At 67.3% G+C, this 14812-nt stretch carries 14 protein-coding genes; 3 read left to right on the top strand and 11 right to left on the bottom strand.

What is annotated here, in order from left to right; translation table 11 throughout:
- Positions 1–4: 4 nt before the first annotated feature.
- The 11 genes from ccoS to GGR43_RS11965 form a co-directional block, all read right to left on the bottom strand.
- A complete protein-coding gene (gene ccoS / locus GGR43_RS12015; protein ID WP_188072215.1) occupies positions 5–154 on the bottom strand; it encodes a cbb3-type cytochrome oxidase assembly protein CcoS in 150 nt (49 codons plus the stop codon).
- The gene (locus GGR43_RS12010) at positions 151–2409 is read right to left on the bottom strand and encodes a heavy metal translocating P-type ATPase (protein ID WP_188072399.1); all 2259 of its coding nucleotides are present in this window, start codon (positions 2407–2409) and stop codon (positions 151–153) included. Before GGR43_RS12010 ends, ccoS begins: the two co-directional genes overlap by 4 nt.
- Positions 2406–3194, bottom strand: a complete 789-nt coding sequence (locus tag GGR43_RS12005) for a DUF2189 domain-containing protein (RefSeq protein ID WP_188072214.1) — start codon at positions 3192–3194, stop codon at positions 2406–2408. The genes GGR43_RS12010 and GGR43_RS12005 overlap by 4 nt, the downstream gene beginning before the upstream one ends.
- 14 nt (positions 3195–3208) lie before the next feature.
- Positions 3209–3397: a hypothetical protein gene (locus GGR43_RS12000; RefSeq protein WP_188072213.1), complete on the bottom strand. Its 189-nt coding sequence runs from the start codon at positions 3395–3397 to the stop codon at positions 3209–3211.
- A complete protein-coding gene (ccoP, locus tag GGR43_RS11995; protein WP_188072212.1) occupies positions 3394–4302 on the bottom strand; it encodes a cytochrome-c oxidase, cbb3-type subunit III in 909 nt (302 codons plus the stop codon). The genes GGR43_RS12000 and ccoP overlap by 4 nt, the downstream gene beginning before the upstream one ends.
- Positions 4293–4463 (bottom strand): cbb3-type cytochrome c oxidase subunit 3, encoded by a 171-nt coding sequence (locus GGR43_RS11990; RefSeq protein WP_188072211.1) that lies wholly within the window; start codon positions 4461–4463, stop codon positions 4293–4295. The genes ccoP and GGR43_RS11990 overlap by 10 nt, the downstream gene beginning before the upstream one ends.
- Positions 4460–5233 (bottom strand): cytochrome-c oxidase, cbb3-type subunit II, encoded by a 774-nt coding sequence (ccoO, locus tag GGR43_RS11985; protein WP_188072210.1) that lies wholly within the window; start codon positions 5231–5233, stop codon positions 4460–4462. Before ccoO ends, GGR43_RS11990 begins: the two co-directional genes overlap by 4 nt.
- 6 nt (positions 5234–5239) lie before the next feature.
- Positions 5240–6883, bottom strand: a complete 1644-nt coding sequence (gene ccoN / locus GGR43_RS11980) for a cytochrome-c oxidase, cbb3-type subunit I (protein WP_188072209.1) — start codon at positions 6881–6883, stop codon at positions 5240–5242.
- Positions 6884–7085: 202 nt separating this feature from the next.
- Positions 7086–7469 (bottom strand): c-type cytochrome, encoded by a 384-nt coding sequence (locus GGR43_RS11975; RefSeq protein ID WP_246343677.1) that lies wholly within the window; start codon positions 7467–7469, stop codon positions 7086–7088.
- Between the two features lie 197 nt (positions 7470–7666).
- Entirely contained in the window at positions 7667–9838 is a 2172-nt protein-coding gene (gene katG / locus GGR43_RS11970; protein ID WP_425502221.1) for a catalase/peroxidase HPI, read from the bottom strand.
- A gap of 225 nt (positions 9839–10063) precedes the next feature.
- Positions 10064–10474, bottom strand: coding sequence for a c-type cytochrome (locus tag GGR43_RS11965; protein ID WP_188072207.1), 411 nt, complete (start codon positions 10472–10474; stop codon positions 10064–10066).
- Positions 10475–10602: 128 nt separating this feature from the next.
- Here GGR43_RS11965 and GGR43_RS11960 point away from each other — a divergent pair, with 128 nt between their 5' ends.
- The 3 genes from GGR43_RS11960 (at position 10603) to GGR43_RS11950 (ending at position 14469) form a co-directional block, all read left to right on the top strand.
- On the top strand, positions 10603–12135 hold the full coding sequence (locus GGR43_RS11960; RefSeq protein WP_188072206.1) for a catalase: 1533 nt from the start codon (positions 10603–10605) through the stop codon (positions 12133–12135).
- A 175-nt stretch (positions 12136–12310) separates the two neighbouring features.
- The gene (locus GGR43_RS11955; RefSeq protein WP_188072205.1) at positions 12311–13333 is read left to right on the top strand and encodes a VOC family protein; all 1023 of its coding nucleotides are present in this window, start codon (positions 12311–12313) and stop codon (positions 13331–13333) included.
- Positions 13334–13350: 17 nt separating this feature from the next.
- Positions 13351–14469, top strand: coding sequence for an FAD-dependent monooxygenase (locus GGR43_RS11950; RefSeq protein ID WP_188072204.1), 1119 nt, complete (start codon positions 13351–13353; stop codon positions 14467–14469).
- The last annotated feature ends 343 nt before the right edge of the window (positions 14470–14812 follow it).

The following is a 14812-nucleotide window of genomic DNA, read 5'->3' as shown; positions in this document are numbered from 1 at the left end:
TGTTTCACAGCGGCCGGTCGTCATCGCTCAATATCCGTTCCGCCGCCCCGGCGACGTCCTCATATTGGCCGCTGCGCAGCGCCCAGAAGAACAGCGCCAGCCCCAGCGCCCCCAGCGCGAGCGAGATGGGCAGCAGATACCAGAGCACGTTCATGCCGGACGCTCCCGCAGCGCGCGCGCAGGCCTTTCCCGCCCGGCCCGTCGCTGCGCCGGGCGGTCGGCAAGGCCGGAGCCGAGCCGCAGCGCATTGGCCACCACGAGGATCGACGAGCCGGACATGGCGAGCGCGGCGACCAGCGGCGTCACATGACCGGCGATCGCCACCGGCAGCGCGACGACATTGTACAGCACCGCGAAGGCGAAATTCTGCCGGATCAGCCTGTCCGCCGCCAGCGTGATCGCAAGGGCGTCGGGCACCGCGCGCAGGTCGGAGCGCAGGAACACGAAATCGGCCGCCTGCCGCCCCACATCGGCGGCGCTGCCCGGCGCGATCGACACATGGGCGGCGACCAGCGCCGGAGCATCGTTGAGGCCGTCGCCGACCATCAGCGCCCTGCGCCCCTCCGCGCCCAGTTCGGTCAGCCGCGCGGTCTTTTCCGAAGGCAGCAGCCCCGCGCGCACCCGGTCGATGCCGAGGTCCGCCGCCACCGGCGCGACCGCCTGCGCGGTGTCGCCGGAGACTATCTCCAGCGCCAGCCCCTGATTGCGCAGCCGGGCGGCGGCCTCCGCCGCGCCGGGGCGCAGCTCGTCCTCGAAGGCGAAGGCCTGCACCAGCCGGCCGTTGCGGGCCAGCACGGTGCCGGCCATACCCGCCGCCTGCGCCGGGTCGAGCGCCCATTCGGCGCGGCCCAGCCGCCATAGCTCGCCGCCTGCCTGCGCCTCCAGCCCCTGCCCGGCCTGCTCGGCGATGCCGTCGAAGGCGATGTCCGCCTGCCCCTCCAGCCCCGCGCCCGCCTCGGCCAGCGCCTGCGCATAGGGGTGGCGCGAATGGGCCGCCATGCGCGCGGCGACGGCAAGGGCGGCGTCGTCCATTGCCCCGTCCCGCCGCAGGCGCGGCCGCCCGGAGGTCAGCGTGCCGGTCTTGTCGAACAGCACGGTGTCGATCTCGGCCAGCCGCTCCATCGCCGACCCGTCCTTGACCATGATGCCGCGTTCGAACAGCGCCTTGGCCGCGACCACCTGCACCATCGGCACGGCCAGCCCCAGCGCGCAGGGGCAGGTGATGATGAGCACGGCGACGGCGATCGTCACCGCGCGGTGCCAGTCGCCGCTCGCCAGCATCCAGGCGAGGAAGCTCAGCGCCGCCGCGCTGTGCACCACCGGCGCATAGAGCCGCGCCGCCCGGTCCGCGAGGCGGCGATAGCGCGATCGCCCGCCCTCCGCCGCCTCCATCAGCCGGATCATCTCGGCAAGGAAGCTGTCCTTCGCCGCCGCCGTCGCGGTGAGGATCAGCGGCCCGGTGAGGTTGAGCGTCCCGGCGCGCAGCGCGCTGCCCGGCAGCACCGGCTCCGGCACGCTCTCCCCGGTGGCGATCGACGCGTCGATATCCGACCGCCCCTCCCGCACCGTCGCGTCGACGGGAATGCGTTCCCCGGCGGGGACGAGCAGGGTCATGCCCGGCTCGATCTCTTCCGTAGGGCGATAGCTGCGCGCGCCGTCGGGGTCGATCACCGTTGCGCCATAGGCGGCGAGGCGGCCCAGCCCCTTCACCGCCGTGCGCGCCTTTTCCCGCATCACATGGTCGAGCGTGCGGCCGATCAGCAGGAAGAACAGCAGCGAGATCGCCGCGTCGAAATAGGCGTGCGGCTGGTGGTGGATGGTGTCGTAAAGGCTCATCGCGAAGGCGAGCAGCACGCCGATCGAGATCGGCACGTCCATGTTGGTCTGCCCGCGCCGCAGCGCCGACCAGGCGGAGGCGAAGAAGATCCGCCCCGAATAGAGCAGCGTCGGCAGGGCGATCGCCGCCGACAGCCAGTGGAACAGGTCGCGCGTCTCCCCCGCCGCGCCGGACCAGACCGACACCGACAGTCCCATGATGTTCATCGAGGCGAACCCCGCGACCGCCAGCGCGCGGATCTGGCGGGCCAGTTGCGGGTCCTGCCCCTCCTCCTCGCGCGTTGCGTGCAGGCAGGCGTCATAGCCCAGCGCGGCCAGCGCCTCGCCCAGCGGCGGCGGGCCGTCGCTCTCGCGCCAGTCCACCGCCAGCCGCTTGGTCGAGAGGTTGACCCGCGCCCGCGCGACGCCGGGCAGTCGCCCGACCGCGTCCTCTATCTTGCGGATGCAGCCGCCGCAGCTGATGCCCGGCACGGACAGGTCGGTCTGGCGCAGGCCGTCGCCGACTGCCCGGCTCGCCAGCCGCAGCTCGTCGGCGGAAAGCCGCCGCGCGACGGAGGCCGCCGCGCCGGTCATGGCGTGCGCACCGCCCGCCAGCCGTGCCACGTCGCATGGCCCAGCCACGGAAAGACGATGATGAGGCCGAGAAAGCCCGTCGCCACCGACAGCGCGAACAGCAGCAGGATGATCGCCCCCCAGACCAGCATCGCCGGCAGGTTGTTCCACACCAGCGCCCAGCTCGTCCCCATCGCGGTCAGCGCGTCGACGCGCCGGTCCAGCATCATCGGGATGGAGAAAGCGGAAATGGCGAAGGAAAAGGCGGCGAACAGCCCGCCGACCAGCGTGCCGACGACCAGCATCGCAAGACCGATCGGGGTGGTGAACAGCATCGGCGCGATATGATCGAGGCCCGGAAAGGGGCGCAGGCCGAAGAACAGCGCGTAGAGGATCACCGCCGCGCGCATCCACAACAGCATCACCCCGCACAGCAGCGCGCCGGTGAACAGCACCTGCCCTCCGGCCAGCGCATGGGGCAGCAGCATCGCGCGCAGCGTCACCGGCTCGCCCTGTTCCAGCGCCCGACTCTTGGCATAGAGGCCGATCGCCAGCGCGGGCGCGAACACCAGGAAGCCCGCGATCGCCGGGAACAGCGCATAATCCCACGCCAGCCACACCAGCCCGGCGACGATGCCCGCCGACAGCAGGAACACGAACAGGCCGTAGAGCAGGCTGAGGCCGGGCTGCGTCGCAAGGTCGCGCCAGCCCGCGCGCAGCCAGTCCAGCGCGGCGCCCGGCGGCAGGTCGCGGGCATAGGGGCTTGTCGTGGCAAGCGGCGGAACGACTGGCGGGATGGTGGTCATCTTCGTCTCCCGGTTCAGCAGGACGGCCGGGCCGCGCCGAACGCGCCGCCCACCGGTTTGTCGCCATCCGCCCGCGCATGCGGCACGCAGGCGGGCTGGCTGGTCGAGGCGACATAGACCAGATGCGCGTTGGCGATCAGCACCAGCGCCAGCGCCGCCCCGGCCAGCAGCAGGAAGAAAGCGCGGGAGCGCGGCAGTCTCATCGCGGCGCTCCCTTTGCCGCCCCGGCCTTCAGCGCCTCGCCCCTGTCGAGCAGGTACAGCACGAGGATCTTGCGGTCGGCCGGGCTGAGGCGATGCTCCCATGCGGGCATTTCGCCCTGCCGCCCGTTCTCGATCGTTGCATGGATGGCATCGATATCGCCGCCATAGATCCAGTTCCGGTCGGTAAGGTCGGGCGCACCCAGTTCCTGGCTGCCCTTGCCCTGCGGCCCGTGGCAGGCGACGCAATTGGCCGCGAACACGCCCTTGCCCCTGGCGACGGAGGCCGCCTTGCCCTTCGCCCAGCCGGGATCGGACAGCGACTTCACATAGTCGGCGGTGGCCATCACCTCCTCGCCGGTCAATATGCCGTCCTTGCCGAACGCCATCATCTGGCTGACGCGCGTGTCCTTGCTGACGGGGCTGTTGACCCCGACGGTGATCGTGCGCGCGATCGCGTCGGGACTGCCGCCCCACAGCCAGTCCCCGTCGACAAGGTTCGGGAAGCCGCTGTTCCCGGTCGCGTCCATGCCATGGCAGGCGGCGCAATTGTCGCCGAACAATCGGTGCCCGTCCTCGCGCACATGCGCCATCAGCGCGGGATCGGCGCGGACCTCGGCATAATCCATCGCCGCGATCCGCTGCGCCCAGGCCGCGCGCTCCTCCGCCGCGGCCTCGACGCGCCGGGCGACGATCTCCTTCTGGTCGCTGCCCAGCAGGCCGCGCGTATAGCTGTCGCCCAGCGGCCAGGCGGGCATCAGCACCCAATAGCCGATCGAGAAGATCACCGTCACGATCAGGAAGAACCAGACCGCGCGCGGCACCGGGGTGTTCAGTTCCTTGATGCCGTTCCATTCATGGCCGGTCGTCATGTGCCCGCTATGGGGGTCGCGCTCGCCTAGTGCCACGGCCTGTCCTCATCGTCGATAATGTCGCGCGCCGCCTTGTCGAACCGGTTGCGGTTCGCCGGCCAGCAGGCGTAGATCAGCGCCACCGCCGCCATCGCCAGCAGGTAGAACAGCCCGAACGACTTGGCGAAGCCGACCAGCATGTGATGGTCGATGGTCATGGCCGCGCCTGCCCCCCTTCCGCCGCTGCTGGCGCCGTCGCTGCCGCCGCGACCGCCTTCGCCGGCTGCTCCGCCGCCTTGCTCAGCTTGCCGAGGATCTGGAGATAGGCGACCAGCGCGTCCATTTCCGACACCGTCCGCCTGTCGCCGTCGAAGGTCCGCACCTGCGTCTCCTCGCCATAGCGCTCGACCAGCCCGGCGGTGTCGTCGTCGGGCGAGGCCTGCGCCACCGCGTCGGCGGCGGCGTTGGCGATCATCGCGTCGGTATAGGGCACGCCGACCGCCCGCATCGCGCGCAGGTCGTCGCCCAGATGCGCGGTGTGCAGCTGCGCGCGGCCGAGCCAGCCATAGCGCGGCATGATCGACTGCGGCACCACGTCGCGCGGATTGGTGAGGTGCGCGGTGTGCCACTGGTCCGAATATTTGCCGCCGATACGGGCGAGGTCCGGCCCGGTGCGCTTCGACCCCCACAGCATCGGATGGTCGTATTTCGATTCCACCGCCAGCGAATAGGGGCCGTAGCGCTCCACCTCGTCCTGCAAGGTGCGGATCATCTGCGAATGGCAGGCGTAGCAGCCCTCGCGGATGTAGATGTTGCGCCCGGCCAGCTCCAGCGGCGTGTAGACGCGCATGTCGGGGTCGGTCTCGACCGTGTCGTCGATGGTGAAGAGCGGCGCGATCTCGATCAGCCCGCCGATGCTGGCGACGATCATGATCGCCACGGCCAATATGACCGACTTGCGCTCTATCCGGTAATGGGTTCCGAACATCGGGGCTTATTCCGCAGGCTGCATGGTGGCGGGAAGGGGCGTGTCGGCGGTGGCCTCCGCGCCTGAGGGACGGCGGATGGTCATCCAGATATTATAGCATCCGACCACCGCGCCGATCAGGAACAGCAGGCCGCCCACCGCGCGCGCGACATAATAGGGGTGCATCGCGACCATCGAATCGAGGAAGGAATAGGTCAGCGTGCCGCTGTCGCTGTAGGTGCGCCACATCAGGCCCTGGATGATGCCCGAATTCCACATCGCGAAGACGTAGACCAGCGTTCCGGCCAGCGCGAGCCAGAAATGGACCTCGACCAGCGCGGGCGAATACATGCGCTCGCGCTTCCACAGCCACGGCACCAGCGCATAGATCGACCCGAAGGTGATCAGCGCGACCCAGCCCATCGCGCCCGCATGGACATGGCCGATCGTCCAGTCGGTATAGTGGGAGAGCGAGTTGACCGAGCGGATCGCCATGAACGACCCTTCGAAGGTGGAGAGGCCGTAGAAGATCGCCGCCATCATCATGAAGCGCAGCGTCGCGTCGTCGCGTACCTTGTGCCACGCGCCGTTGAGCGTCAGCAGCGCGTTGGCCGCCGCGATCCACGAAGGCACGATCAGCATCACCGAGAAGGTCATGCCCAGCGTCTGCACCCATTGCGGCAGCGCGGTGTAGTGCAGATGGTGCGACCCCGCCCACATGTAGAAGAAGGTGATCCCCCAGAAGCCGATGATCGACATGCGGTAGGAATAGATCGGCCGCTCCGCCCGCTTGGGCAGGTAATAATAGAGCATGCCGAGGAAACCGGCGGTCAGGAAGAATGCGACGGCATTATGGCCGTACCACCATTGCGTCATCGCATCCTGCACGCCCGCGAAGGCCGAATAGCTCTTCGCGCCCGCGAACGAGGCCGGAACCGCGAGGTTGTTGACGACGTGGAGGATCGCCACCACCAGGATGAACGCCAGATAATACCAGTTGGCGACATAGATATGCGGCTCCTTGCGCCGGGCGAGCGTGCGCAGGTAGAGCAGCAGATAGGTCACCCAGACGATGACCAGCCAGATATCGGCATACCATTCCGGCTCCGCATATTCCTTCGACTGGGTGATGCCGAGGAAATAGCCGCTGACGGCGAGCAGGCAGAAGAGGTTGTAGCCGATCAGCACGAACCACGGGCTGAACTGGTCGGGCATGCGCGCGCGCGCGGTGCGCTGCATCACATGGAAGGAGGTGGCGATCAGCGCATTGCCGCCGAAGCCGAAGATGACGCCGGTGGTATGCGCCGGGCGCAGCCGTCCGAAGCTCGACCAGGCGGCGTCGAAGGTCAGGTCGGGGAAGGCGAGCAGCCACGCCACCCAGTCGCCGACGAACATGCCGAACACCGCCCAGCCCATGGCGAGGACGATGCCGACCTTGCTGGGGTCGTCATAATAGCTGTCGAGCCGCGTCGCGGGCGGTTCCGGCGCGAAATAGCCCTTCAGCAGCACGCAGCCGATGCCGATGCTGAACAGCAGCACGATATAGCCGTGCGCCTGCAACGGATCGCCCCGCCCGGCCCCCGCCACGGCCATCGCAAGGCCGATGAAGGCGAGAACCGCAAGGACGATCAGCCCCCGCTGACGCTCGCTCAAGGTAAGTCCTGAAACCACGCTATCATTCCCTCCGCGCGCTGTTCGGGCCCCTTAGCATTAAAGAAGTATTTTGTATACATGTTTTATTGCGGCCGCGCGAGCGGGCTTTCCGGGCGCGGCAGAGCGCGCCCGGACGGGGTTTTTCCGAAGGCAGGATTTCTCGCGGGGCAGGACGGGGCCAGTGCCCCTGCCCCTGCCCCTGCCGATCGGTTCCTGAGCGCTATTTCAGCGTCAGCAGATAGTCGATCACTTCCTTGCGCCTGACCGGGTCGGCGATGCCGCGGAAGGGCATTTTGGTGCCGGGCACCGCCTTTTGCGGCGAGGTCAGCCAGATGTCGAGGCTGGCCGCCGTCCAGATGAGGCCGGAGGCCTTGAGCGCCGGGCTATAGGCATAGTCCGGCAGGCTCGCGGCGCGGCGGCCGCCCACGCCCGCGAGGCTCGGCCCGAAGCCGTTCCTGCCCCGCTCTATGGTGTGGCAGGCGATGCATTGCGCGAAGATCGCCGGGCGCGGCTGCGTTTGGGCCAGCGCCGGTTGACCGGTAACTGTCCAGACGCTCCCCACAGCACCGCACGCGGCGACGATCGCGGCCATGCCGCCTGCCATCCCTTTTCCCCGGAGGTTCATCCCGTCCTTCTCCAGCGCTTGCGAAAACGGCGGCGCGTGGTGTGCGCCGCCGTCCCCCGAGTGCGACCCTCAGGGTTGGAGCGCGCTGCGTAGAATCCGACGCGGGCCGCGCGCTCTTTCCTTGTTGTCGCATCGTTTGTTGCGCAAAACCGGTTCCCACTTTTGCGCACGATGCTCTAGTCGCGACCCAGATCCATCACCTTGGTCCATGCCTTCACGAAGTCGGTCACGAACTTCTGCTTCGCATCGTCGGCGGCGTAGACTTCCGACACCGCGCGCAGCTCGGAATTCGATCCGAACACCAGGTCGACCGGCGTGGCCGTCCAGCGCAGCTTGCCCGTGGCGCGGTCGTGGCCCTCGTACAGCCCCTCGGCCTTCGCCGACTTCGACCATTTCGTGTCCATGCTGAGCAGGTTGACGAAGAAGTCGTTGCCCAGCGTGCCGGGGCGGTCGGTGAACACGCCGGCCTTCGACCCGCCGCTATTGGCGTCGAGCGCCCGCAGGCCGCCGACCAGCACGGTCATTTCCGGCACCGTCAGCGTCAGCATGTTGGCGCGGTCGACCAGCATCTCGGCCGGGGACAGGCGGCTGTCCTTGCTGTAATAGTTGCGGAAGCCGTCCGCTTTGGGCTCCAGCACCGAGAAGGACGCGACGTCGGTCTGCGCCTGGGAGGCGTCCATGCGGCCGGGCGTGAACGGCACCTGCACCTCGATCCCGCCCTGCTTCGCGGCCTGCTCGACCGCCGCATTGCCGCCCAGCACGATCAGGTCGGCGAGAGAGATCTTCTTGCCGCCGGTGGCCGAGCGGTTGAAGTCCTTCTGGATTGCCTCGTAGCGCCTGAGCACCTTGGCCAGTTCCGCCGGGTCGTTCACCGCCCAGTTGCGCTGCGGGTCGAGCCGCAGGCGGCCGCCATTGGCGCCGCCGCGCATGTCGGTGCCGCGATAGCTCGCCGCCGCCGCCCAGGCGGTGCGGACCAGTTCCGGCGTCGTCAGGCCGGAGGCGAGGATGCGCGATTTCAGCTGCGCGATGTCCTGCGCATCCACCAGCGCATGGTCGACGGCCGGGATCGGATCCTGCCAGATCAGCTGCTCGGCCGGGACCATCGCGCCGAGATAGCGGCCGCGCGGCCCCATGTCGCGATGGGTCAGCTTGAACCAAGCGCGGGCGAAGGCGTCGGCGAACGCGTCCGGATCCTCGTGGAAGCGCTCGGCGATCTTGCGATAGGCCGGGTCCATCTTCAGCGACAGGTCGGTGGTGAACATGATCGGCGCATGGCGCTTGTTCGGGTCATGCGCATCGGGGACGAGCGTCCTGGCGCTTTCCTCGCTCGGCACCCACTGGACCGCGCCCGCCGGGCTGCGCGTCTGCACCCAGTCGAAGCCGAAGAGATTGTCGAGATATTGCGTCGTCCACGCGATCGGATTGGCCGACCATGCGCCTTCGAGGCCGCTGGTGATCGTGTCCTCCGAATGGCCCTTGCCGCATTTATTGGCCCAGCCCAGGCCCTGCTGCTCGACGCCCGCGCCCGCCGGGTCGGCGTCCAGGCACTCATCCGGCTTGTGCGCGCCATGCGCCTTGCCGAAGGTATGGCCGCCCGCGATCAGCGCCACCGTCTCCTCGTCGTTCATCGCCATGCGGCCGAACGTCTCGCGAATGTCGCGCGCGGCGGCGATCGGGTCGGGGTTGCCGTTCGGCCCCTCCGGGTTGACGTAGATCAGGCCCATCTGCACGGCGGCGAGCGGGTTCTGGAGTTGGCGGTCGCCATGATAGCGCTGGTCGGCGAGCCATTTGTTCTCCGGCCCCCAATAGACGATGTCCGCTTCCCAGTCGTCGGTGCGGCCGCCGGCGAAGCCGAAGGTCTTGAAGCCCATGGATTCGAGCGCGACGTTGCCGGTCAGCACCATCAGGTCGGCCCAGCTGATCCTGCTGCCGTATTTCTGCTTGATCGGCCACAGCAGGCGGCGCGCCTTGTCGAGGCTGACATTGTCCGGCCAGCTGTTGAGCGGCTCGAACCGCTGCTGCCCGCCGCCCGCGCCGCCGCGGCCGTCCATCGTGCGATAGGTGCCCGCGCTGTGCCACGCCATGCGGATGAAGAAGGGTCCATAATGACCGTAATCCGCCGGCCACCACGCCTGCGACCGGGTCATCAGCGCGGCGATATCCTTCTTGACCGCTTCGAGGTCGAGCGTCTTGAACGCCTCGGCATAGTCGAACTTGTCGCCCAGCGGGTTGGATTCCACCGCGTTCTGGCGCAGCGGACGTAAGTCGAGCCGTTCCGGCCACCAGTCCTGATTGGTCATTATCTTTGTCTCTGCCGAAGCCGGACTTGCGACGACCGCCGGTGACATGGCCGCTACCAGAATGGCCAGAACGGATACTGTTGATTTGATCATGATGCCCCTGCTCCCATCAATGTCTTTCAGGATTTGAGAACACTATATTTGATGGCATCAATCAAAAAATTGATTTTGATCATGAGAGTAATCGGAAATCCCGCACTTCCCTCTCCCGCCCCTTGCACGGGGCGGAAAACCGCGCTGGCGCATGGCTTTCGCGCTGGCGCTTCGCCCGGTTCAGGGCACCGGATGCTTCAGATAGGCGATCAATGCCTTGCGGTCCTCCGGCTTCGGAAATCCCCGGAAGGGCAGGCACAGCCCCGGAATTTCGGCCTGCGGCTGCTGCAACCAGCGGTCGAGCTGCGTCTCGTCCCAGATATGGCTCTGGGCGCGCATCGCGTCGCTATAGGCGAAATCCGGCAGCGAGGCGACCTTGCGCCCGACGATCCCGGCCAGATGCGGGCCGGTGCGGGGCGGCGCGTCCGCGCTGACCGCATGGCAGGCGACGCAGCGGATGAAGAGCTTGCGCCCGGCCTCCGCGGGCGTCGGCGGTTCGGCCGTCGCCGGGGAAAGGAACGCGGCGCCGAACAGGGCGGCGGCCGCCATCGCAATGGCGCCGGGGAGGCCGCCACGCCGCGCCGTCAGCATTCTCGTTTCCCGTTCCACTGCGATCCCATGCCTTTTTTCTGCCGATCCGGTCCACTTGGAGTTTGTTTATTCCGGTATATAAGGGCAAGATAATAAAACGCATCTTCCAGGGGTAGAGGAGAAAAAATATGAGTCGTAAACATCCCGATGCGGGCGAATGCCCGGTTACGCACCTGACGACCGCCTTCGGCGCGCCGGTGCCCGACAATCAGGACAGCCTGACCGCCGGACCGCGCGGGCCCTTGCTGTCGCAGGACGTGTGGCTGAACGAAAAGCTCGCCAATTTCGTGCGGGAAGTGATCCCCGAACGGCGCATGCACGCCAAGGGATCGGGCGCGTTCGGCACCTTCACCGTGACCAACGACATCACCCGCTACACCCGCGCGAAGATCTTCTCGCAGGTCGGCAAGAAGACGGAGATGTTCGCCCGCTTCACCACCGTCGCGGGTGAGCGCGGCGCGGCGGATGCGGAACGCGACATTCGCGGCTTCGCGCTCAAATTCTATACCGAGGAAGGCAATTGGGACATGGTGGGCAACAACACCCCCGTGTTCTTCCTGCGCGATCCCCGCAAGTTCCCCGATCTCAACAAGGCGGTGAAGCGCGATCCGCGCACCAATTTGCGCAGCGCCACCAACAACTGGGATTTCTGGACGCTGCTGCCAGAGGCGTTCCATCAGGTGACGATCGTGATGTCCGACCGGGGCATTCCGAAAAGCTATCGCCACATGCATGGCTTCGGCAGCCACACCTACAGCTTCTGGAACGAGGCGGGCGAGCGCTTCTGGGTGAAGTTCCATTTCAGGACCCAGCAGGGCATCGAGAACCTGACCGACGCGGAGGCGGCGGCGCTGGCGGGCGGCGACCGCGAAACGCACCAGCGCGACCTCTATCAGGCGATCGAGCGCGGCGACTTCCCGAAATGGAAAATGTATGTGCAGATCATGCCGGAGGCCGAGGCGGAAAGCTATCGCTTCCACCCGTTCGACCTCACCAAGGTCTGGTACAAGGCCGATTATCCGCTGATCGAGGTCGGCGAGTTCGAGCTGAACCGCAATCCCGACAATTTCTTCGCCGATGTGGAGCAATCCGCCTTCGCCCCGTCGAACATCGTGCCGGGCATCAGCGTCTCGCCCGACAAGATGCTGCAGGCGCGGCTGTTCAACTATGCCGATGCGCAGCGCTATCGCCTGGGCGTCAATTACCAGCAGATCCCGGTCAATGCCGCGCGATGCCCGGTGATGAGCAACCATCGCGACGGCCATGGCCGGGTCGACGGCAATTATGGCAGCCGCCCGCATTATGAGCCGAACAGCTTCGGCCAATGGCAGGAGCAGCCCCAATATCGCGAGCCGCCGCTGAAGATAAACGGCGATGCCGCGCACTGGGATTTCCGCGAGGACGACGAGGATTATTTCACCCAGCCGCGCAAGCTGTTCCAGCAGATGAGCGCGGAGCAGAAGCAGGCGCTGTTCGGCAACACCGCCCGCGCGATGGGCGATGCGCCGGACTTCATCAAGCAGCGGCATATCGACAATTGCACCCGTTGCGACCCGGAATATGGCGCGGGCGTCGCCGCCGCGCTGGGCCTGCCCGCGCCCGGCCCGGCCGAAGTCGCCGCGCGGCCGATCGAAACGCCCCGGACGCGCACGACGGCGTAACGAACCGCCGGTCCCGCCGCCCCCGCGCCATGCCGAGCGGGGGTGGCGGGATCCGCTCCATCCATGAATTCGATAGGTGCCCACCCGATCAATTCATGGATCGAATTTGCGCTGGATCAAGAAAAAGCCGGCCCGCCTGCCCCATCCCATCCATCGGCAAGATGGAGTTTGGAAAATGGCGATCACCGGGATCAGGAGGCTGGTTTTCCGTGTCGACGACCTCGACACGGGCTGCCGCTTCTTCACCGATTACGGCCTCTACCCAAAGGAGCATGACGCGACCTCGGCGAGGTTCGAAACCATGGACGGCGGCGAGGTGCTGCTGCTGAAACGCGGCCACCCCGCCCTTCCCGCCCAGGCGGCGCAGACGGGCATCGGCGTGCATGAATGCGTCTGGGCGGTGGACAGCGACCGCGCGCTCGCGGACTTGTGCGCCGACCTCTCGCGCGATCATGAACTGACCACCGGCGCGGACGGCACGGTCCATTTCGTTTCCCCGTTCGGGCAGGCGATCGGGCTTCAGATCTGGCGGCCGCGCGCCGTGCACGGCGCGCCCTCGCCCGGCAACACCGTCGGCCATATCGGCAGGCTGAACCAGCCGCGCAAATGGATCGACCGGGCGGTGCCCAAGCGCATCCACCATTGCGTCTGGACCTTTCCGGATGTGCAGGAGGCGCTGGACTATTATCGCGACCGTTTGGGCTTCCGCGTCACCGACCTGCAAAAGGGCTTCGGCGTCTATATGCGCGCCGACGGCGCCTATGAGCATCACAATATCTTCCTCGCCAATGCGCATGCGGGCATGCCCAATTTCGACGGCACGCTGCGCTTCCACCACTGCAATTTCGAGCTGGAGGATATTGACGAGGTGATGGTCGGGAAAAATTATCTCGACCGCAAGGGCTGGCGCAACAATGGCTGGGGCCTCGGTCGCCATCGCCTGACCTCCGCCGCCTTCCTCTATACCGATACCGTCGCCTTTCTCGGCGGCGAGATGGAATATGGCGCCGATTGCGACTGCATCGACGACAGCTGGAAGCCGCGCGTGTGGGACGGCCCGTTCGGCACCGCCATCTTCATGCACGAGCTGCCCCACTGGATGCAGGCCTACCCCAATTGGGACGTCAGCTTCGCGCGGGACGACCAGCTCCGCTACCTTCCCGCCGACCCGAAACCCGTTGCCGAACCGGCTGAATGAGAAAGGACAGGACCATCATGAGCAAGGCCAGGAATATCTTGGTGATCGGCGGGGGCGTCGGCGGTCTGGCCGCCGCGATCGGCCTCCACCAGCAGGGCGTCGAAGTCGAGGTGGTGGAGCGCGACAAGGACTGGAAGGTCTATCATGTCGGCATCATCGTGCAGGCCAATTTCGTGCGCGCGCTCAACGTGCTGGGCATCGGCGATGCGGCGGTGAAGGCGGGCTATGCCTATCGCGGCGCGCGCTTCTGCGACCTCGACGGGCGCGTGCTGAAGGAGCTTCCGGGCGAGACGGCGGTGGACGGCCTGCCCTCCGACCTCGGCCTCACCCGCCCGGCGCTGCACAAGGTGCTGACCGAGAAGGTGCGCGAACTGGGCATCCCGGTGCGCCTCGGCGTCACCTTCGAGAGCATCGAGGATCGCGGCGACCGGGTGGACGTGAGCTTCACCGACGGCACCAAGGGCAGCTATGATCTGGTGATCGGCGCCGACGGCAATTATTCGGCGGCGCGCAAGCTGCTCTTCCCCGATGCGGTGCCGCGCTACACCGGGCAGGGCGTGTGGCGGTACAATGTGCCGCGCCCGCAAGACCTCGAATGGAGCGACCTCTATATCGGCAAGGACAAGGGCAAGGCCGGCTATTGCCCGCTGACGCCGGAGGACATGTATATCTTCGCGGTGTTCGAGGAGCCGGGCAACCCCCGCTTCGCGCCGGAGACGCTGGCCGACGAGATGCGCAGGCGGCTGGAGGGCTATGGCGGCATCCTCGGCGAGGCGGCGCGCCATGTCACCGACCCGGCGCTGGTGGTCTATCGCCCGCTGGAAGCCTGCATCCTGCCCTCGCCCTGGTACAGGGGCCGGGTGGTCCTGATCGGCGACGCGGCGCACAGCGCGACGCCCCATCTGGGGCAGGGCGCGGCGATGGCGATCGAGGATGCGGTGGTGCTGGCGGAGGAGATCGCCGCCCGTGACGTGGAGGACGCGCTCGACGCGTTCATGCAGCGCCGCTTCGAACGCGCGAAACTGGTGGGCACCAGCTCGATCCAACTGGGCGAATGGGAAATGCATCCCGAAACGGCGGGCGACCCGATCGAACTGACCGACCGTATCCGAAAGGCGCTCGCCGAACCCGTTTGAGCTGTGGGGAAGGCGATCGTCCGGCGGACTCCCCGGACCTTCCGGTCCGGGGAGTTTCGCGCGTGGATTTGCGAAAAAGAGACCGGGCCGGAAACGGTCTTGCGCCCGTCCGGCCCGATCAGGTTACCGCCCTGCCCTCAGGGAGAGGGGCTCAAGACGGACAGGCCGGGGGATGCCCGCTCATGACAAAGGGGGTCATGAGCATCGGGACCGGCACCCTCCGGCATGTCGCTCATTCCGTCGCACCGGCTCACCACGCTGTTGCGCCGGCATCGACGGGGATATCTGCGCCTGTGACGTATCGCGCTTCGGTGGAGGCGAGCCACAGGGCGCACCATGCGAT

The organism is Sphingobium jiangsuense, assembly GCF_014196495.1.
Taxonomy (GTDB): domain Bacteria; phylum Pseudomonadota; class Alphaproteobacteria; order Sphingomonadales; family Sphingomonadaceae; genus Sphingobium; species Sphingobium jiangsuense.
Note: the sequence above shows the minus strand (reverse complement) of the source record. Positions and strands in the feature narration are given on the sequence as shown.